Origin of the sequence: Winogradskyella rapida (assembly GCF_042675845.1) — a bacterium.
In the GTDB taxonomy this organism is placed as follows: Bacteria; Bacteroidota; Bacteroidia; order Flavobacteriales; family Flavobacteriaceae; genus Winogradskyella; species Winogradskyella rapida.
In genome coordinates, this window is sequence record NZ_JBHTKM010000001.1 from 147622 (window position 1) to 168029 (window position 20408).

Annotated in this window: 19 protein-coding genes; 1 reads left to right on the plus strand and 18 read right to left on the minus strand. The window is 30.9% G+C overall.

All coding sequences use genetic code 11. From position 1 onward, the window contains the following. Nucleotides 1-23: 23 nt before the first annotated feature. The 13 genes from ACFQ13_RS00645 to ACFQ13_RS00705 form a co-directional block, all read right to left on the minus strand. Nucleotides 24-1298 carry a restriction endonuclease subunit S gene (locus tag ACFQ13_RS00645; protein WP_386113164.1) on the minus strand — a complete coding sequence of 425 codons (1275 nt, stop codon included), beginning with the start codon at nucleotides 1296-1298 and terminating at the stop codon, nucleotides 24-26. After that, nucleotides 1295-2824, minus strand: a complete 1530-nt coding sequence (locus ACFQ13_RS00650; protein WP_386113165.1) for a type I restriction-modification system subunit M — start codon at nucleotides 2822-2824, stop codon at nucleotides 1295-1297. Before ACFQ13_RS00650 ends, ACFQ13_RS00645 begins: the two co-directional genes overlap by 4 nt. A gap of 158 nt (nucleotides 2825-2982) precedes the next feature. Then, nucleotides 2983-3351: a hypothetical protein gene (locus ACFQ13_RS00655; RefSeq protein WP_386113166.1), complete on the minus strand. Its 369-nt coding sequence runs from the start codon at nucleotides 3349-3351 to the stop codon at nucleotides 2983-2985. A gap of 22 nt (nucleotides 3352-3373) precedes the next feature. Then, on the minus strand, nucleotides 3374-4102 hold the full coding sequence (locus ACFQ13_RS00660; protein WP_386113167.1) for a hypothetical protein: 729 nt from the start codon (nucleotides 4100-4102) through the stop codon (nucleotides 3374-3376). 606 nt (nucleotides 4103-4708) lie between these two features. Then, complete coding sequence (locus tag ACFQ13_RS00665; protein ID WP_386113168.1) at nucleotides 4709-4912, minus strand: T9SS type A sorting domain-containing protein; 204 nt, start codon at nucleotides 4910-4912, stop codon at nucleotides 4709-4711. A gap of 66 nt (nucleotides 4913-4978) precedes the next feature. Beyond that, on the minus strand, nucleotides 4979-5452 hold the full coding sequence (locus ACFQ13_RS00670; protein ID WP_386113169.1) for a YncE family protein: 474 nt from the start codon (nucleotides 5450-5452) through the stop codon (nucleotides 4979-4981). A gap of 743 nt (nucleotides 5453-6195) precedes the next feature. Continuing rightward, a complete protein-coding gene (locus tag ACFQ13_RS00675; protein ID WP_386113170.1) occupies nucleotides 6196-6816 on the minus strand; it encodes a hypothetical protein in 621 nt (206 codons plus the stop codon). Beyond that, nucleotides 6813-8828, minus strand: coding sequence for a DEAD/DEAH box helicase (locus ACFQ13_RS00680; protein WP_386113171.1), 2016 nt, complete (start codon nucleotides 8826-8828; stop codon nucleotides 6813-6815). The genes ACFQ13_RS00675 and ACFQ13_RS00680 overlap by 4 nt, the downstream gene beginning before the upstream one ends. Before the next feature lie 554 nt (nucleotides 8829-9382). Next, nucleotides 9383-9853, minus strand: a complete 471-nt coding sequence (locus ACFQ13_RS00685; protein WP_386113172.1) for a HEPN family nuclease — start codon at nucleotides 9851-9853, stop codon at nucleotides 9383-9385. A gap of 49 nt (nucleotides 9854-9902) precedes the next feature. Further along, nucleotides 9903-10121, minus strand: coding sequence for an integrase core domain-containing protein (locus ACFQ13_RS00690; protein ID WP_386113396.1), 219 nt, complete (start codon nucleotides 10119-10121; stop codon nucleotides 9903-9905). A 598-nt stretch (nucleotides 10122-10719) separates the two neighbouring features. Beyond that, complete coding sequence (locus ACFQ13_RS00695) at nucleotides 10720-10983, minus strand: transposase (protein ID WP_386113173.1); 264 nt, start codon at nucleotides 10981-10983, stop codon at nucleotides 10720-10722. Nucleotides 10984-11182: 199 nt separating this feature from the next. Continuing rightward, nucleotides 11183-11614, minus strand: coding sequence for a hypothetical protein (locus ACFQ13_RS00700; protein WP_386113174.1), 432 nt, complete (start codon nucleotides 11612-11614; stop codon nucleotides 11183-11185). A gap of 32 nt (nucleotides 11615-11646) precedes the next feature. After that, complete coding sequence (locus ACFQ13_RS00705; RefSeq protein ID WP_386113175.1) at nucleotides 11647-12012, minus strand: hypothetical protein; 366 nt, start codon at nucleotides 12010-12012, stop codon at nucleotides 11647-11649. 162 nt (nucleotides 12013-12174) lie between these two features. On the opposite strand from ACFQ13_RS00705, the gene ACFQ13_RS00710 reads away from it, so the two are divergent. Beyond that, nucleotides 12175-12852, plus strand: coding sequence for a hypothetical protein (locus ACFQ13_RS00710; RefSeq protein WP_386113176.1), 678 nt, complete (start codon nucleotides 12175-12177; stop codon nucleotides 12850-12852). Nucleotides 12853-14415: 1563 nt separating this feature from the next. On the opposite strand, the gene ACFQ13_RS00715 is transcribed toward ACFQ13_RS00710, so the two are convergent. From ACFQ13_RS00715 to ACFQ13_RS00735, 5 genes are all read right to left on the minus strand, one after another. Further along, on the minus strand, nucleotides 14416-14658 hold the full coding sequence (locus tag ACFQ13_RS00715; protein WP_386113398.1) for a WG repeat-containing protein: 243 nt from the start codon (nucleotides 14656-14658) through the stop codon (nucleotides 14416-14418). A 176-nt stretch (nucleotides 14659-14834) separates the two neighbouring features. Next, nucleotides 14835-15371 carry a hypothetical protein gene (locus ACFQ13_RS00720; protein WP_386113177.1) on the minus strand — a complete coding sequence of 179 codons (537 nt, stop codon included), beginning with the start codon at nucleotides 15369-15371 and terminating at the stop codon, nucleotides 14835-14837. Between the two features lies 1 nt (nucleotide 15372). Continuing rightward, a complete protein-coding gene (locus ACFQ13_RS00725) occupies nucleotides 15373-17145 on the minus strand; it encodes an AAA family ATPase (protein WP_386113178.1) in 1773 nt (590 codons plus the stop codon). Continuing rightward, entirely contained in the window at nucleotides 17146-17844 is a 699-nt protein-coding gene (locus tag ACFQ13_RS00730; protein ID WP_386113179.1) for a hypothetical protein, read from the minus strand. A gap of 10 nt (nucleotides 17845-17854) precedes the next feature. After that, nucleotides 17855-20398 (minus strand): Hsp70 family protein, encoded by a 2544-nt coding sequence (locus ACFQ13_RS00735; protein WP_386113180.1) that lies wholly within the window; start codon nucleotides 20396-20398, stop codon nucleotides 17855-17857. Nucleotides 20399-20408: the final 10 nt, after the last annotated feature.

The window sequence follows — 20408 nt, forward strand, 5'->3', positions numbered from 1 at the left end:
AATTTTATTAGCTAATATTATTTTTACTTTTTAAACCCATTAACCCGAATATCACCACGCATTAACTTTGGTAATAAAGCATCTCTGGTTTTAGTTAAGGTTTGGATTTGTTTTGAATTATTCTTTATTTTTTTAAAAATTGAATTAACTATACTTTCAAAATCTTTTAATTTTTCTTCATTTGGAATAACAAAATCAAGATTCTTAATCATTGTTGAATTAATTGCAGTAACAATCGAAGAAGTACTTCCTAACGCATTGAAATCCAAATTTTGCAAGTATAGATAGATAAATTCTGAAGTTAAACAAGTTCCATCTTTAAGTTTTAAATGCGCGATAGCTTCATTTGAGAGCATTTCTTCCGTAGTTATTGTTAATTTACCTACTGTCATTTTAAAACTTAAAATAGTCGTGTTTTCGGGAATAACTGGAATGTTAAATTTATCTATTGCTTGATCCGTTAAATACTCGGAAGTTGTATCTATATAAATACCACTATTTCCAATATCCTTAATAGAAACCCACTTTTTACCTATTGGTTTATCTGAAAACCACTGAGTTTGTTTTCTTGGTGGTGTTCTTCCAATTGAAATATCAAATTCTTCCCCCAACTTCCCAACACGCCAACCCTCAGGCAATTCATCATCAATTTGGTATTTACCAAACCACTCCTTAAAAACAGTTTGTGCGGTTTGCTCTAAAGTTTGGTTTTGTGCGCGTAGGTTTTCTATTTTATCATCAAAAGCGGTTAAGACCTTAGCTATGGCTTTTTGTTCTTGGATTGGTGGAAGGTTCAAGGGAATATTTAAAATATCATTCTTAGATATATTAGCTTGACTAGCACTACCACTAGATTGATTTCCTATGTAAAACTGAGTTTCATTCCATTTAAAAAAATTATAAATAAAATCATCGTTGAGTAGCTCATTATTACCAGCCTTTAATTTAGCAACCCTTTGGTTTAATAATGAATCTAATTTCATTTTATATCTCGAAACACCACCGACTACTTGTGTTTTAGCAAACGGATGATTCCCAGTCAAAGCAATTAAAATATCCTTTTCCTTTATTCTGTATTTTTCAAATTTTTCCTCTACTAAATGAAACACAACATCATTATGATTTGCATCCCCATTAGCAACATTTTTAATCTTTAAAACAGGTAGATAATTCTCATCAATTTTTCGTGTAGCGAAATCTTTCGATTTAAAAGCGTAACCGTTCAAAACATCTAAATATTGTTCTCCAAAAGTAGTCTCCATCCAACCCTCAGGTAATTTATCCTCTACACTACTCATAATTTAAACCCAATATTAGCCAGTTGTGTTTTAATCTCTTGGTTTAGGGCTTCCTCTTGGTGCATTTGTTGTTTTAAAGTATCGGCAAGGTCTGCCATTTTATCTTCAAAAGGGATGCCATCATCTTCTTCGTCTGGGATACCTACGTAACGTCCTGGTGTTAGTACGTGGTTGTGTTTGCGTATAGCGTCTAAGGTTGCGCTTTTGCAGTAACCTTTTATGTCTTGATAGGGTTGAGATGCTGAATCAAGTTCAGCATGACGAGACTTTCGCCAATTAAGATAAGTGTCTCGTATTTTGGTGATGTCTTCTTCGGTAAAATCGCGGTGTACTCTAGATTTCATAAAGCCCATTTCTGAGGCATCGATAAACAATACTTCGTTGGTGTTGGTTCTACCTCTGCGCAAGTACCAAATACAAGCAGGAATACCTGTGTTATAAAACAGTTGTTTGGGTAAGGCTACAATACACTCTACCAAACCTGCTTCTACTAGGGTTTTACGTATATCGCCTTCGCCAGAGGTATTAGAACTTAAGGAACCATTGGCTAAAACAGTAGCCATAACGCCACGTGGCGATAAATGGTACAACATGTGTTGCATCCAACCAAAATTGGCATTCCCATTTGGTGGTGTGCCGTATTGCCAACGTGCATCGTCTTGTAAAATATCTATTCCCCATTCTTTTTGGTTAAATGGTGGGTTTGCTAGTATATAATCGGCTTTTAAATCTGGATGTGCATCTTTTAAAAAAGAGCCTTCGGTATTCCATGCTACAAACTTGCTATTAATGTTACGTATAGCAAGGTTCATACGCGAGAGTTTCCAAGTGGTTTGGTTACTTTCTTGTCCGTAAACCGTAATGTCTTTACTGTTACCAGAGTGTGCAGTAACAAACTTTTCACTCATAATAAACATACCGCCAGAACCCGAAGCAGGGTCGTAAATACGCCCCTTGTAAGGTTCTATCATTTCTACCATCAATTTTACAATGGCTTTTGGCGTGTAGAATTGTCCGCCTTTTTTTCCTTCTGCATTGGCAAATTCTCCTAAAAAGTATTCGTACACACGACCAAAGAGGTCTTTAGAGTTTTCGTTTTCGGCTTGTAACTCAGTGTTTGATATTAAATCTATCAATTCCCCTAAAGCCGCTTTATCTAAATTAGCTTTACCGTAAACCTGAGGTAATACGTTTTTAAGTTCTTTGTTTTCTTTTTCTACCGCTTCCATAGCTTCGTCAATAGTTTGACCAATGCTTGGTAATTTGGCTTGTGCGTGAATGTGAGACCAACGTGCTAGTTTAGGCACGAAAAAAGTGTTTTCGGCAATGTACTCGTCTCTATCTTCTGGATCTGAGTATTCGTCTGCATCTAATTTTTGATACAACTCATCAAAAGATTCTGAAATATATTTTAAAAAGATAAGGCCGAGAACTACGTGTTTGTACTCTGCTGCGTCTATATTTTTACGCAGTTTATCTGCTGCTTTGAACAAGTCTTGCTCAAAGGTATTTTTGGTTTTTGCCATGAATAGGTTTAAGGTATTTTGATAATTCTTTTAAAGTGGTTTAAAGATATAAAAAGAAAGAAATTAACGAAATGATTTTATATAATCCTGTACCTATTTATTCTTTTATAATAACTCTAAATTATAAATCGTTCACCACTAAAATGAATGGATTCACGCTACTCGTAATTTGGTCCACATTCTAAAACTTCATTATACGGTTGAATATACTTCCAAAACGCTTTTCCTGCACTATTTAAGTAATTTATAGAATAATTAAATTTTGTAGATGAACCTACCTGATAGATATACTCACTACATCTATAACTATACTTCTGTTTAAAACAGACGATGGCAAAATATAGGGTTTTGTAATCTACAGCAATAGTATAAAATGTGACTTTAGAAATAGCATCACTCGTGTAACTCGTGTAGGTGGTTCCCGTACTTTGCCCTTTTACATATTCCATTAACTCTTCACAAGTTTGGGCATTGAGTTGTAAGCTTCCTAATACTAGGATTAAACTAATTATTAATTGTTTTATCATGTTCATTTAGTATTTGGTTATATTAATTTTCCTCAGCAAACAAAAACTCATGAATTTTTATCAAATCTCCACGTCCCATTTGCACTAAATCTCTCGTAGCTTTTAGAAAAATACCTAAAGAGCGTTCATTGTATACCAATTTCATGTCCTCGGAATAATCGGTTACCACATACATATCGCCTTCTAGTTTAAAAAAGGGTATAACAAGCTTACTTTTAATCTTCACGCCTTTATTTACAACACGCCCTTCTTTCAAAGTGCTTTCTAAAGTCCCTTCGTCTTTTTCATTAGACGAAACTTTTACATAAGCCACCATAATACGCATCCACTCATCATTATCAATAAGGTACCAAGTGATTTTGTCAAAATTAATACCGCTTTGATTTATCCAGCCTTGACTTGTAAAAGCGAACAACACTTGCTTTTTCCCATTTAAAATAGGTTTGTCCTCTGGTGTAAATTCTTGGATCTCATAAGAAATAACAGACACAGCAGACATATCTTTTAATTTTTTACCATCAAAATCTAATGTTTTTAAAGAAAAACTTGTCAGTTCAGGGTGATTTGCAAGGACATACTGTGTGGCCTGCAGTTCGGCCTGTTCTTCCATTTGCTTTACCGCAGAAACACCTGCACCAATAGCTAGCAAACCACCAGCTAAAGCACCTGCAACGGCACCATCGTTTTGTGCTTTAACCTGCGTTGGTAATAGTAAAAAGCTAATGATTGTAAGAAGTAATAGTTTTTTCATTTTTATTAAGGTTATTTATTAAATACCTACTTCTGTTTAGCGTCTGTTTTCAGTATGTTCCGACTATATACAACGAACTTAACACCAATTACTAGGTTTTCATTACGGTAATCCGTAAGCTAAACCCTATGCAAAAAAGTGTACACATGTATATGTGCATTAAGGCGTAGCTCATTAGAGATTGAGGATTTTTTCTGTTGAGTACGATGTAGGATCATTGTTATGTCCCCTAAGAGTAATTACCGTGTTCTCGGTAGAAATTATGCTTAGCAATTTAATATGAGTATCATTTTTTTCTACGTAACACTCTATCTATGACATGATTTTTATAAGAAGATGCTAACCTAGCCATACCTAATATGCTATGTTTGCCTGTCTTTTATATTTTATCGCAAAAGCAGTTTTTCTTTCAGTGAAAAGCTTGTTAGTAAAAGGATAAGAAATCCTGAAAATCCGCCAAAAATTTGCATCTAATACATATGATGGGAAGTAGCAGACTATAATTTTAATTTTTATACGTTAAAAATAAAAATAGTAGAAAAGTAAAAACTTTGAAGTTTAAACTTAACTGCTATTTTAATATACCTTGTTAGCAAACGTTGTGTTTTATTCTTTTAAAAATTTGAAAGTACTTCCATTAGCAAAATTTAAAAAATAAATTCCTTTTGTTAAATTTTGTATATTAATTTTTTCTTGATTAGAAATGCTTCCATTTTTTACTTCTTTCCCTAAACTATTGTAAATTTTGTAATCCTGTGTTTCTATCAATCCAGAAATTTGAAGAAAATTAATTGCTGGATTAGGGTGCAAGCTAATTGTTTGATAAACATTTACGTTACTAGTTGATAGCGTTAATTTTGATGTTTTATTACCATCTCATTCAGCAATATAAAGATCATTCCCATATAGCGCAAGTCGAGAAGGATTGTTTACCCCTTTAACGACATCTGTTACCGTTGGCGTTGTTGCTGTAATTTCAATTTTTGAAATCTTATTACCACCATATTGAGCAATATAAAGATCGTTTCTATTTAATAAAAGTCCTGAAAGACCACTTAATCCTGTAACAACATCGATTGCTGTTGGTGTTGCCGCTGTAATATCAATGATTGAAATCTTATTAGCATAATATGTAGAAACATAAAGGTTATTTCCATCTAATGCAAGTCCACCTGCTCCGTTTAAACCTGTATCAACATCAGTTGCCGTTGGTATTGCCGCTGCAATATCAATTTTTGAAATTTTATATTCAAACAATCGAGAAACATAAAGATCATCTCCATTCAATACTAGTCCTTTAGGATTGTCAACACCTGTAATAATATTAGTTATTGTTGGTGTTATTTCCATAATATCAATTTTTGAAATTTTATCACCATCGACTTCGGAAATATAACGATCATTACCGTTTAATAAAAGTCCCCAAGGATTATTTAATCCTGTAACAACATCTGTTACATTTTTAAGCTTCGGTGTTGATTGTAAATAATAAAATAATTAAGATTAGAATGTAATTTTTTTCATTAGTTAAGAAAATGTCATTGTTAGTATGGGTTTCGATGTTTGCCGACTGGTTACATAATGACTCTCATGAGTCATATACCACAAACCTACCCTTTTTACTTATAATTTATGGAGTATTTCAAGATATAGTTTAGCGAATAGAGACGTAATAGAAAAGCCTATATGCTTTTCTTAAATAGGTCAAACTAGCAGTTAATTCTGTACGCTTTGGGCACAGTTATTTTATCCGTTCAAATCGTATAACACTTTTCCCCCAGGACTAAGATTTAAACAAATTCAATAATAGAGATTCCAAGAATCCTGAATTAGCTAACTTATAATAATGAGTTCACCTGTACCGAATCCAAACATTAGATAATTAAAGGCCTCGTTAGGACCGATATCCATAACCGTATATATAAAATTTATGGTTCTTTAGGAAGTCTTGTTTTAACGTTATTGTGTATGGTTAGCGGCGTTGTTTCAGCAACTAATTCAGTAAATATTTACCGAACAAGAAAGTCCGCGAAGGCTTTCATAAGAAGGAAGAACCAAACAATTAATAATAAGCGGTGTTGGCAGTAGTAATTTTATTTATCTAAATATGAACAGTTGGTATTTATATTTAAAACGTCTTCAAAGTTGTTTTCAATTATTACACTATTTAAGCCTAATTTATATGTGCCATATGATGAATAATTAATATCAAGATGATGAAGAGGATGTTTTTTGCCATCTTCATTTTTAGGGTCATTATCATACCGAATATAAGCAGGCTCTGACTGAAATATTTCTTCGAGAATATTTATCCCATGTGATTCTCCATTATTAGCTTCAATATAATAATCTAATAATGATGGATTCAGTTTGAATTGCTCGTCATTTAAAACTAAGAGGGCATTTGATAAATATTGATTATTTACTGTTTTACCTGTTAGTGTTGTTATTTTAATGATTTTGCCATCTTCCATTAATACCGTAAATGGAAACGATATGCTGAAGTATTTTTTCTCCTTATAAAAAAATAACCTACTCATTTTTTCTATTAATAATTTCATCACTGAAGAACATTCGATGTCATCATTATTAATATTTAACAATAATTTTCGCGTAGCAAAAATTATTATTCTTGCGTAATCAACCTTATCTCTTATTGGAAAGAAAAAATCTTTCTCTTGAAATGGTAATATTTCTTTTTCAATCAACTTCATAAAATAAACTTAGGAAGAAACTTCATATTGTATTCTACAAACTCTTTTAAGGTTTGATAATCACTTTCTAAAAGATTCATTTTTTGAGCTGCTTGTAATAAATTGTCTTGATATTTTTTTTCAATTTTTAATTCTTTAAAAATTGACATCATTAAATCAAAATGCGACATTTTTTTAAGGCTATATTTAAATCTAGTTTGAATTTTTTGTTTTTCTAATTCACTAGGTTCTTGTATAATCATTTCTTGTGTTGCTACGATTTGTTTTAAACCCTCTTTCATTGCGTCTGTCAAACCAGATTTGTTTCCTGGTTGAGTAAGAAAAAAAGATTTGATAAAAGACCTTGTAAGCATTGTATAAAGAGAATTTCTATAGCTTGGACTGTCTTTGATTCTAGAAGTTATACATATCACGAATGGGAATTCTAATCCTTTAACGTTATTCCTATTACTCATGAAAAGAGTATCTGGTATTCTCTCTTTAGTTTCGTATGCTTTATTAATATGCCATCCAAATTTTTTTTGAATCTTTACTTCGAGTATATCGGCTAATTCGTATGTGTCTTGATCAGTATCTAAAAGGATTATACCAATATCGTCAGGCTGAATTGTTACATTTTCTTCTATTAATTCACTAATAATATTTAATGCAGTATCAGAAAATGACTTTGAGATTTCAACAATCCTAATGCTTTCAAAGCCCATTTCTAAATCTTCAAATCGTCTAAGTGGTTCTCTGCTTAAATGAAATTTGGATTCTTTAATTTTTACATTATATCCACAATCTTTCCATTCTCTTTCTTCTAACCACCGAAGTTTTGTTTCTTCAAATAATCCCATACCTAAAGCATGAGCAAACATTAATGTTTTTGGGTCCGTTCTATAACATTTTCCTAGTAGGAAATCTGGTTCAATAGTACTCGAAATATTTTCATCGAAAATACTTTGAAAAATATCGCCTGCAACATAGATGTTCTTTTCAGTTACTAATTCACACAAGTTGAAAAAGTTTTCATCAAAATCTTGACTTTCGTCAATAAACATATATGTTAAGGCGAATTTCATGTTCTCCTTAGAATATTTTGCTTTGATGTCATCTATTGCTAGTTTACAAGCCTTACTGAAAGACATCTGGTAAGACCAACTATAAAATGGAATTTTATAGAAAGCACATATATATCTATAAGCACCAGAGTTCGGAAATGAATTAGAGCCCCAAGAATTTGTACACCATAATCTTTCATCCCATTCAATTTGTTGTTCCACTTTCATGAAATTAAAAAAATTTGGAATTCTCTTACGTAAACTATCAGCTAGTACTTTACTATGGCAAGTAAAGAATATTTTAGAATCTATATCATTGATATATAAATCTTTTAATTTGTGTAATAAAAGTTCTGTTTTTCCTGTACCAGATAAACCTTGAATTCTAATTTTTTTCTTGTTAGGATTTTCATACACAAAGCGAGTTTGGTCGCCATCAAATAGTTGAATTTTTTGTTTTACTTTATCTAATTCGGTGGAAGGAACTTCTTCTTTAACTCTATCAATATCATTAATACTACCTATAAATAATGATATTAATAGCTCTATTTTTTTTCTTTCAATATCCGTAGTTAATTTTAATGCTGATAGAAAAGTTTCTATATCGTCTATATCATGCGTTTCTGAAAAGACTTCGATCAGCGATGAGCGCCATTTACGAGTTCTACCAATGATTTCTTTATATAAATACTTGTCAGAAATAAAACCAATATCTTCAATTATATCTTCTACAAAATTTTCGAAATTTTCATTATCCCTTCTATCTCCAAAATTTAAAATTGCTATCTTATTTTTAGGTGATAAAACTATTAATGCCTTAGAGTAATTGTATGAATACTTTTGATCAGTTAGAGGTCTATCTAAAGCATAAATCAAACTTTGATTCTCATCTGAATACTTATTCAGAGATTCGATGAAATTTATATTCAGAGCGTTTTTTTCGGCGTTTAAGTAAAAGTAACTGCTCATTTTAGTTTTATATTAAGTTTCATTCTTGTTTTGTCTTTATTACTACCAGCGTGTTTGTGTATGGTTAGTTGCGTGGTTTAGCAACTAAGTTAACAAACATTTATGAACCCGTGAAAATTCCGCAAGAATTTTCGCAAGTAGGGAAGAACATAGCAATTAATTATACACGGTGTTGGCTGTCGTCTTTATGTCGTAAAAAGCATAATATAGCTATAAAGGAAATTAATTTTTAGTATTATCTATTTTTAGTTTTACTCAAAACTAAATAATAAAATAATGAAATAATGAAATTTACTATTACGAAAACTGAAGAAAAAAAAGGTATATATACGATTTATACATCTCATAATTATGCTTACGTTTTTTTTATTAACCACAAGGATATTGTTATAATAAAAACTTGGGATATTGGAAGTGAAATTCGGCACACAGGAATTAGTAAAAATGGAACTACTATTGGTTGCAACGTATTTCACGAGTCTTCCAAAAAACCTTTTTTATGTAATTATAATAATTAGCAATTGAATTTTGGGCACTAAAGTTCTAGCTATATACTATTTATATTCTAAAATGTTAGATTTCACCAAATCTGCATAATATCTTATAAAAGGTAATAACTCATTTGACTTGAAATTCGCTATTTCTGTATTTCCTTCTTCCTTAGCTTTTTTGAAAACAATGTTGTCTACAAGAAAGTCCTCTGTATTTGATATTATTTCAAAACTAAAATGTGCGATTGAATTCCTTAAGCCATGAATTAATTCTCTTAATCGAGTATAATCTCTACTAATGGTTGATTTATTTAAACCCATATTCTGCTTTAACTCATTTGTAATAATTGGGTTTGGGATATGAGTATAAAATTTCTCTTTTGGAAGAACAATAATACCTAAAAGGCAGTTTAGTAATAAAGTATAATTATATTGTTCCTCAAATGGGTATTTGTGAAGTATCGAATCATATTGTGAAATTAATTTCATTGTTCTATCAATAAAATCATGTTCTATATTTTTATAATTCCCCATTATCTTTAAATGTCTAGTCCTGAAATATGGCTACAGATTAAAATTGATTTTAGGCTGATAATTTGTATACCATATAACCTGTTTTATAGTCTAAAGATAAATATAATCTTATTTCGTTGTATAATTTAATTACATTTTCTGCTCTATTAGTTTGTGCGACGCTATCAAAAGTTTGATCTAGATAAAACTCATCTTTCAAGATACCATTTACGCGTTTAACCTTAGCGTTTTCGTAGCAATGATTTTGTTCTGTCCGACTAACGTTTATCTATTTTTCTTTTGAGTATTTGTGTGATTTGATTGCTACAATATTGTATTCCTCTGTCTGAATGATGAATAAGATATTTAATGTTTAGCTTGATAAGTCGCCTTATTTAGAACTCTCACATATCCTTTAAGTTCCATGTTGTTACTAATATCATAACCCACTATTTTTCTTAAATACATATCTGTTATTAAAGCCGGATAACAAAAAACTTTTACGGTTCTAATGTATGTTATATCAGATATTCAAACTTGGTTAGCTCTAGAAAATTCTAAGTCTTTTTTGATGTTATTATTTTTATACAAACGATGATAAAAGTTGGTAGTTCAAGCACTGGTTTTCTTTCTTATTGTAAGCATATTATGATTTCTAAGCACTTTAAATAAATTGTCTCTATCAACTTTAATATTAGCATTAATAAACTCTTTATTGAAAGACCTAATAAGTTTACGTACGCCTTCTCTAGGAAGGGATTTGCGTCTTTTAGCTTTAACTAAGGCTTTATACTTAGCTTTTATATTAATTCATTAACTGATTTATAGTCGAAATCTTCAGCTGCTACTTCAAGATAACAATCTTTTAACATCGCATCAAGATCCTTTTAAGGTAGTACCTTTTTAAGCTGTCCAACCTCTTTTTGGAGCACTTTAGTTCTAGATATTTTGTCTTTTGATTCCACTTTTACGCTAGTGTTCATTAGGTCTTTGAGATTATATTTTTGAATCCACTCATTAACGGCCTTAGGTGCAATGGAGTAGAGTTTATAAAGTTCGCTCATTGTGTGTTTACCGGTTGTAAGTTCGGTTAAAATTTTCAGTTTGAAAGGTTCTGAATACCCTCTAATTACTTTGTCATTTTTATACATAATGTTTAAAATTATGTAGCCTTTATTCAGGACTGGTCAAGTCTTGTTTTGATGTTATTGCGTATCGTTAGTTGTGTGTTTCAGCAACTAATTTAGCAAACAAATACGAACCCAATAAAATTCCACAGAAACTTCTCAAATAACCATTTATCAAATCAATTAATTAAACACAGTGTTGTAACACGTTTATCACTCTAAATTAATATTCAATTCCCATTAATGTGACAGAAATAAAAATATCCTCATATCTTTCAATTTTTGTATCAGATATAGAAAAATAACCTTCATTGCTCTCAGGATAAAGGTCTTCAATTTTTTTACTTACAATAACATTCCATTCTGATTTAATACTTTCATAATTAGGATATTCAGATTTTTCAATTTCTGTTGTATCTCCAGATGATATTGCGCATAACTTGTTTATAAAATGAGAGCCACTCTCTTGATTTTTTTGTTCAAAATGTGAAACAGGAAGTAAAACGGCAAAATGACTGTTTTTTAATCTTTTCCTTATTTTTTCAATTTCTTTATTAATTTTTATTGCACTTAAAAGAACTGTCAAGGCAGGAACGTTTTCGCTTTTTCTAGTTTTAATAGCTTTGGAGATTAATTTAGACTGAATAGTTTTCATAGTTTAATTGTTTTTTTTAAATTAATAATACATTAAGGTGTGAAATCGTTTAAAAATTTTAAACTTCCTAATTTTACATGTTTTAAATATCCTCCATCTTGCTTAACTGGATACCCATAGGCTCCACCACAAGTGAATTCTTTACCTTCATAATGTCTGATAACAGCAGGTTGACCTAGGTATACAATTCTCCATATTTCATTATTGAAATGTTTTGCGTATATTTTATCATTATAAACATAATTGAGTTTTGAAAAAAAATTTAAACCTTGATGGTTACTATCTTCTAATAAAAAACCTTCTTTAATCAATTCAAATCTTTGCTGATCATTTAGACTATAATTACAACCGCTAGATTTTTTTTCTTCGACAATTTCTAATTTCTTCTTTTCTTCCATTTATTAAAATTATTTGTAAAGCTTAATTTAATTCTAATGTAAAGTAGGGGAATAATTAAATTATTTTTATGATGATTTCCTGAATTATTGGCATTTTTATATAACTTTTTGGTTTATAGATTCACTAAAGATATTCAAAAATATAGTAACAATTTTTATTTATTGAAAAAAAATCTTTTCTTTATATTATTAAAAATCAATAAGTTAATTTCTATGTCTAAGTTTTGTTATTTAATTATTGTTGCATTTGGAATATTGAATTTTCAAGGAGATAAGCGACAAGAAGTCAAAGTTGAAATTGAATTTGTAAAAAATGGATATGATGACTATAAGGTTTTTGCAAGAGAGACAATTCAAAAACTTCAAATAGTTCTTAATTCTGATGAATTTAGAAAAAGTATAAAAAATGGGATTTTTTTGGAAACAAATAATCTTAATAATTCTGAATTATTTGAAACTATTATTAATGGTTACGAGGTTCAATGCCCTGAGAAATATCTTGATAATAATGTAAGTTGCAATAAGGGTGAAAAGGGATTGATAAATTTGAAAGTTAGAACTATTGATAATTCTGATCATAAAAAATGGTTACGTAGGTGTGCGAAAAAACCAAGAAGAGGAAGTACTATTGGTATAGATGGAGTTGGTGATGGAGTTACAGCGATATGTCCACAAAGGTTACAATCTTGGTCTGCTAGTAGTAAATATGGAGATTTAGGTGGTCATTTTATGCATGAATATATGCATATTTTAGGGTTTTCCCATAATAAGAAAAAGAGCAAATCTGCTGTTTACCAAATAGGGAATATTGTAAAAGAATTAATTGATAAAAACAACTAATTCCCCTTGTTTACATCATGTTCATTAGATGATTAGTTCTAAAAGTTGACAGTAGATTACCTGATTTGATTAACTTTAAATTCTTCTATTATTTTCTATTTCAGAAAATGGTTGCAGTTTCGTATTTGTAAATCTCTATTTGTGTTGAAAATCGAATATTAACAGTTTTTAGTACGCTTGACCAATAACCAGGTTTCTGAAAAACATGAATATTTAATGGAATGTCATTGGCATTAAATCCAGGAGAAACTATTTCTACCAAATATACAACTTGACCTAAATTAGTTATTTCTACGTTAATTGTAATGTTGAAAAGAAAAGTTCTAGAAGTCCTAAATCATTCTAAGCATACCAATCTTTTAAACATTAAATCTTTACAATCTTTTTTTGTCATAATTAAAAGTTTCATTTTTTTTTTTTTAAAGTTTGATAATTTCGAATTATTCAAAATCCATGATGGAATATAAAGGTAACACCTTAAATCAATTATTTGAATAAGCATTTAAGTTTAGTGCTTTCTTTAAATTACTTCTTATATGAATTTGGTATAGTAACCTTTATTTATTGAATAGTACCTTCTTTTTCAAAAATATGTTACCAAATAAGTATAATTTGAATATGTTAACTAAAAATGAATGGAAAAGGCCTTATTTAAAATTTGTTTATTTAAGGCGAATAGTTCCCTAATTATTATAAATATTATCCTCTAAAATCACCAAAATATCACGTCCTAAAATCCCCTATATTTTAGGCTATTTTAGGTTTTCGAGTTTTGAGGCATTTTTAGGTAAAATTTCAAAAACGATCAAAACCCTTGCTATCATTGACTTTATAGCGAATTCACCTCTTTAAAAATTTAAAAATTTAGCCCTTTTTACTGTTTTTGTGAACACGATTACTATCTGAAGCTTTAAAATGAAGGCAGATTGTAGTCAAAAGAAACATTTATACTATTATTTAATGACTACGAATAAGGTCAACAATAGAAAGACTTTAGCGAAAAAATCTATTTTTAAAACCATAAAAATCCAAAAATTTTTCTAAATTTGATTAAAGAAAATTACTAACAAAAAGTGAACATAGAACCGAACACGGTTTTGTACACTATCAAGAACATAGAGGGTTTTTAACTAATTACAAATCAATAGTTTAAAAATTAAAAAAACTTTTGATTGAAATTCATAACCCAGAGGTCACGAGTTCAAATCTCGTTCTCGCTACAACAATAAAAGTCTAGTACTAAAGTGCTAGACTTTTTTTATGGGCTGTGCTGAAACTTTGCTTCAAAGCGTATAAGCATAAAAAAAGGCTTTAGCAATGCCCTAGCATTGTAGACTTTTGCTATTGTACAGCTCAACCGCGAAGATTCTATAAATCTCGAAATAAACCGAACCATTCTTAAGTTTTAATCTAAGCTGAAAGTTAAAAGTTGCTTTGGAGATTATAACTAATGCGTCTTGCTTACAGCCAACGAAACTCTAAGCACCTAGGAGACGCCCTATTGGCACAGCACTTTATTTATAAATTTAGATGGATTGATGTCAATGACTTAACTAGGAAAACTCATATTTCCAAAATTACAGTCCCTATTTCATTAATGATTTGTTTTCTGTTATTAAGCGTATCCACAACAGCATACCCATTATAAAATGGTTCAACCATTGTGTATCTAGTTTTATATAATTCGTTTCCTTGTCTATCGATATGGCACCATCCATTTTTATCTTTGGCAATAGCATAATTTTTATGAAAAACACCTAAGTCCGAGAACGATTTATCATATATAAAATTTCCATATTTATCAATATACTTATATCAACCATCTGACAACCTCACACAAGCATTGTCATTGTGTCGTTTAAACGGATTAAGACTTTAAATATCAACACCAACTAATACAGAGAACTGAGCGGACTGATAATACTCGTAAGCATACTTGATAGGCATAAGAAATCTACCGTGTAGTTGTTACAAGAACCTCACTATTCATTATCATTTTTAAAGCTACTAATAAGATCTTTATCAATCTTATTTATTAACTCAAACTCATTAGAAATATGATTGTCTAAAAAATCATTTTGCAGCCTTAAAAGGTATGAATCACTAATAATATCTTGTTCTAAATAATCTTCAAAATCAGGATATTTTTCTAGAATGTCCTCATTCTTAATTTTTAATTTTGAACGAATAACTTTAAAAAATTTAACTTCACTATACTCAATAATATCATCTGCTTTAATGGTTTTTATTGCGACCGCAATTAGCATTAATTCCTCAGCTTCTGATAATGTTGATATATTAAGTTCATCAAAATATTCTTTTAAAAATTGATATCCTCCCTTATTTATTGCCATCAATAAAGCATCCATTTCTGCATTAATATCAATATCTCCAAAGGTTTTATTTTCCTTGTGTAATTTTTTAATTAATTTAACCTCACGTTTATCAATATCACCATCACAAGCCATACAAGAGAACGCTGTCTTTAGTAATAATTTATCAAAATTTATTGTTCCCATATTAGTTGTTTTTAAAACCAATAGTCCGTCTTTGGTTGCTATTAGCAGTTGAGCCTTCCATTATAGCTTTAATAGATTTATAATTATTCAATTCTTTCAAAGAAATTGAAGAACGATTTTGCGCAATAGTTTCGATCAAAATCTCTTTTGAAATTCTAGATTTCATTTTAAGTGCTTTTCGCGATGCTTCATCACACAAAAACTTTATATCACTTGAAACATAATTCTCTGTTGCTTTAGCAAATTCAGAATAATCCAAACCGATTTCCCTCGGTCTTTTTTCCAAGTATAATTTAAACATTAATTCACGAGCTTCATGATCTGGTGGTGGCAAGTAAATTATCTTATCTAACCTTCCTGCTCTTAATATAGCTGGGTCTATTGAACTTGGTCGGTTTGTTGCTCCGATAATAAAAATGCCCTCATCTCCACAATTATTCATTTGTGCTAAAAACTCGTTTACAGCACTCGTATTCATATGGTTGACACTTGAATTATCTCGATTAGGAACTACAGCATCTAATTCATCTATAAAAATAATGCTTGGTGCATTTTCACGAGCTTCATCAAAGAGGTTTTTGATGTTTTCTTGTGAAGCGTTTACCCATTTACTTTGAATGTCAGATGGTTTTATTTGATAGAAATTAAAGCCAATTTCTTCCGCCATTCGTTCCGCAAAAAATGTTTTCCCGCAACCTGGTGGACCATAGAGCAACATTCCATTTGGAATTGTTAATCCATATTCTGCATAACGTTCTTGATCATCCAAAGCATCAATTACGTCCAACTGTATCGTGTCTTTTAGTTCTTGCATTCCTGCAATTGCTGAAAATCCTTTTCCTTTTTTTATTTCCTTTAGTTTCGGTTTAGAGGCCTCTTGTGGTGAAGAGAGTTGTTGTATTTCTAATTCTCCATTCAAGGCCTTTATAAAATCCTTGATATTTTTAAAACGATTTTCAGCATTTGGTTGTAATGCCTTACTAATAATATTTTGAGTTTGTGTGTCTGTAATAGACGAAAACTTTAAAGACTTTTTTCGTTTTTCAATAACAGCATCTTCCAATTTTACGGTGTCCGACTTATATTTTGAGATTTCTACAAACCAAGGTGGTAGCCCCTCTAACAAATGATAATACAATGCACCTACAGAAAACACATCACTTTGAACTGAAAACACTTTATTAAAGGCTTCATTAGCTTGATAAAATGGATTTAAACCTTCCTTTAAAAAGTCCTTATTCGACTGACTTAAAAAACGAGCATAGCCAAAATCAATGATTTTTGGAATCGCAATTTTACCTGATAAATCCAACATCACATTCAAATTAGTAATGTCGTTGTGGATAATTGGGTTTTGAAGAGAATGCAAATAGTTCAATCCATTTAAAACTCCCAATATAATGTCTTTGACTTCGTAGGGATTGAGAGAACCTTCTCGTTTCATTTTATCTGCCAAAGTTTCACCACTGATAAAATCAAGAATAGCATAAGCATATTTTTGTCCTTCAAGTAGTAATTCACCACTATCACAGTATTTAACCAGATTAGGATGTTTGATTTCTTTTAAAATCTCTACCTCCAAAACATCACCATTTTCAGTAAACTGTGTTCTATTCAATTTTGAATACATAAACAGTTTTAAAAGCTTTGTTTTACCTTCTTGGTCTTTTACACGATAGGTTTCTGCATAGCTTCCTTTTTTAAGGAAGAATGTTACATTGTATTTTTCATTAATTAGCTCGCCTTTGGATAATATATGCTGTACTTTGTTCATTTAAAGTGCTTCTTCTGGATTACTAGGTGTCGTACTAAAATTTCCGTTTTCTTGTAATATTAGTTCATACGTCAAAACAGCATTATCTAGGCGTTGCGGCATATCTTTACTAAAGATTTCGTTTGCAATAAACCCACCTTTTAAAAAACCACAATCTACTTCCTTCATAATCTTATTTGGATTCCAACCTTTACCGTAATAAAAAAATGCTTGATAAGTACCATTAGGGAATTCAAACTTATGAGTACGACCTGCCTTTATGTAGGCGTGTCTATAGACTTTGTCCTCTTTTTTTATGGTAACCATTACATCTGAATTATATGGGGTTTTTACAGATATACCAGCACATCCCCAATTAGAACAAGAGCTATTACTTCCAAAACAATAAGCATATGGCGTAGCACCAGTACTTAAAGAATTATTGATATATTTATCATAAATAGCTTTTTCCTTTCGCTCTTTTTCAAGACGAACTTCTCTTGCAGTTCGCTCTTCCTCTTCTCGTTTTTCACGTTCAATACGTTCTTGTTCTTGTTGAAATACACGTTCAGCTTCTTCAGCTTTTCGCTTTTCTTCCAATTCAATTTTTTGCTGTTCTTCTTTTGCTAAACGCTGTTTTCTTTCTGCATCACTTTCACAGGAAGAAATAATTATAGCTAGAGAAAAGAGCGGTATAAGTAATTTTGTACTTAATCTCATATTGTAATTTTTATCCTCTCAGAATTCCTCCTTTAGGAACATTTGGACCTTGATCAGGACCACCTTTCCCAAAGTCGCCATTATCTATTAGATTATTTATAATAGGTTGTAGTCTATCAATGCTCGGTCCTTCAGAAATAATTGTCTTTCCTCTCTCAATAGAATGCCTAGCCGCATTTCTATCTCTCCAATTAATAGTATCAAATTCTCTATCCATATAAAAGATAAAACCAATTAAATGCTCTAATCTTTCTAGTTCAAAAGCAATTTGATTAATTTCTTCTATGAGTTTTGGTGTGTGTTTTGTGTCTTTATCTCGAATAGCTTGCTCAACGTTGGGACGAATGCTTTCTACTAATTTTGTTGTTTGCTCATTTCCTTTTTCTCTATTGACTTCTTCTAAGCTATGGAAAGCATTTTTTAACTCTTTTTCAAGCTCAGGCCACTCTCTGTCACCGATTAGTTTATCAATTGTTTTTAATGTTTTTCTTAAGTTCTCAATGGTTTGTTGCTGTGTGTCTGCTGCTTCTTTATTTTTATTAAAGTGTTTTTCTATTTCCTCTATTTCTTTTTCAGTTTTTATCAAATCTTCAGAATCTATGCCTTTTGATTTTAAACTGTTGATGTCTCTTTTTGCCTTTGAGATCTCAGTTTCTAAATAACCAGCTTTGGAATCATTTACAGAATCTACTTTTGTTTCACATTCAAATTCATAGGTAAATGCTAAATGTGGGAATGTAGCTAAACCAGTTATTTTTTGATTAATATCAATTTTCATTTCGATATCTACTTCACTGTTTTCTGGTAATAATGATGGTAGATCACTGCCAGTTATTAAAATAGTGTTTACGTGATGGTTGTGTATAGCTCTTGATCCTTGACAACCGTGCTCTCCTTGGAATATAGAAATTTCTAAAAAATCTTCATCCATCCCTGGCCTTATTTGACGAGGTGTTTTCAATTTTGATAGATTTCCAGAGGCGGGAAGCTGCTTACTTTTTTCTAAGCCAGTTACTGTCTTAAACTGTAAGCGTCCTGAAGATATATCTTGTATTTCAATACCAATGTTATGAGGTAGAACAGCACTTCCACCTTTTCCTCCTTGTATAATATTAAAATTAGCAGGTTCACATTCAAGCTTGTTTGCTTTATCGTCATATAGATTAATAGTAAAACTATTTGAATTTCCTTTTTTAAGCTGAACAGTAAAGATTTCACCAATAGCATTTATCTCTACTTTTCCACTAGACCATCCACCATCACCTCTTGAAATATCTGCAAATACTTTTTCAGGAATATCACCTTCAGTTTTATCTGCTAAAATTTTCATTGTTACAAATTCTTCCTCTTCCACAGAAGTAGGTTCGTATGTAATATCTAGCTGTATTTTTGAAGTGTCTGCTGTGATGGTTGTTTCCTCTTTTTTAATTGTAGAAGCATAAACTGAAGCTCCTTTTGCAACAACTGTCATAGGGTCAACACTAGTATCTGGCTTGCAAATCTGTTGCTCTAACATTCTTCTTACAATTGGCGAATATGTTGGGCCACCGACCAATATTAAAGCTGATAATCTATCTCCACTTAGATTGTTTCTTTCTAATAATTTATTACTGATATCTATAGCATTTTGGAATACAGGTCCAATTGCTTTTTCTAGCTCGACTTCTGTTACAGTAAAGTCTAATTCAAATTCTTCTCCTTCATCATCTTCGCCTGGAATATCTCCTAAATTGGTTAAAATATTTGCTTCGGCATTAAAAGAAAGTTGTTTTTTAATTTCTTCCGCATAGAATTTCATCGCAGCTCGTAAAATCTTTCTTTTGTTATCATCTTCAAGTAATTTATCAATAACAAAGTTTTCTTTTAAGTAGGGAAGAATTATCTCATCAACAATTGCTTCATCTAGGTTTTTACCTCCCAAATAGTTATCTCCTTCGGTATCTATTACTTGTCTTATACCATCTGTAACTTTTAGCAGAGCAGCATCAAAAGTTCCACCACCAAAATCAAAAACCAACCAAAAACCATCTTTATTTTCTGAATTCATACCATAAACCCAAGCCGCTGCTTCTGGTTCGGTGATAATACCTACTTGTTCAAAACCAGCTTTTCTTCCTGCCTCTCTAGTTGCATCAATTTGATTGTTTTTAAAGGCAGCTGGGACAGTAATTATAACAGCATTGATATTCTCATCTTTTTCAAAAGATTTTAATGTTTTTAATACTTCAGCCGACAATTCAATAGAAGAAAAAGAGCGTTCAGCATTTGAGCTTTCATAAACGGCATCCGAGCCCATAGTTCGCTTAAACTCAATAAAAGAATTATCTTTACTACTATCCCAATTTTTCATAGCCTTTAGCTTCTCATTCTTCAAAGCATTATATGCGGCATCTCCAACTTGGATGGCTTTTTTCCTATTAATGTAAACACAAGAAGGCATTGTGTCTTTTAGTGTTTGTGTTCTAATGCTTTCAGGATTTCCATTTTCCATTTTTGAAATGGCCGAATTCGTAGTACCTAAATCTATTCCAAAATCAACTGTTGTTCTTTTCATACTTATTATT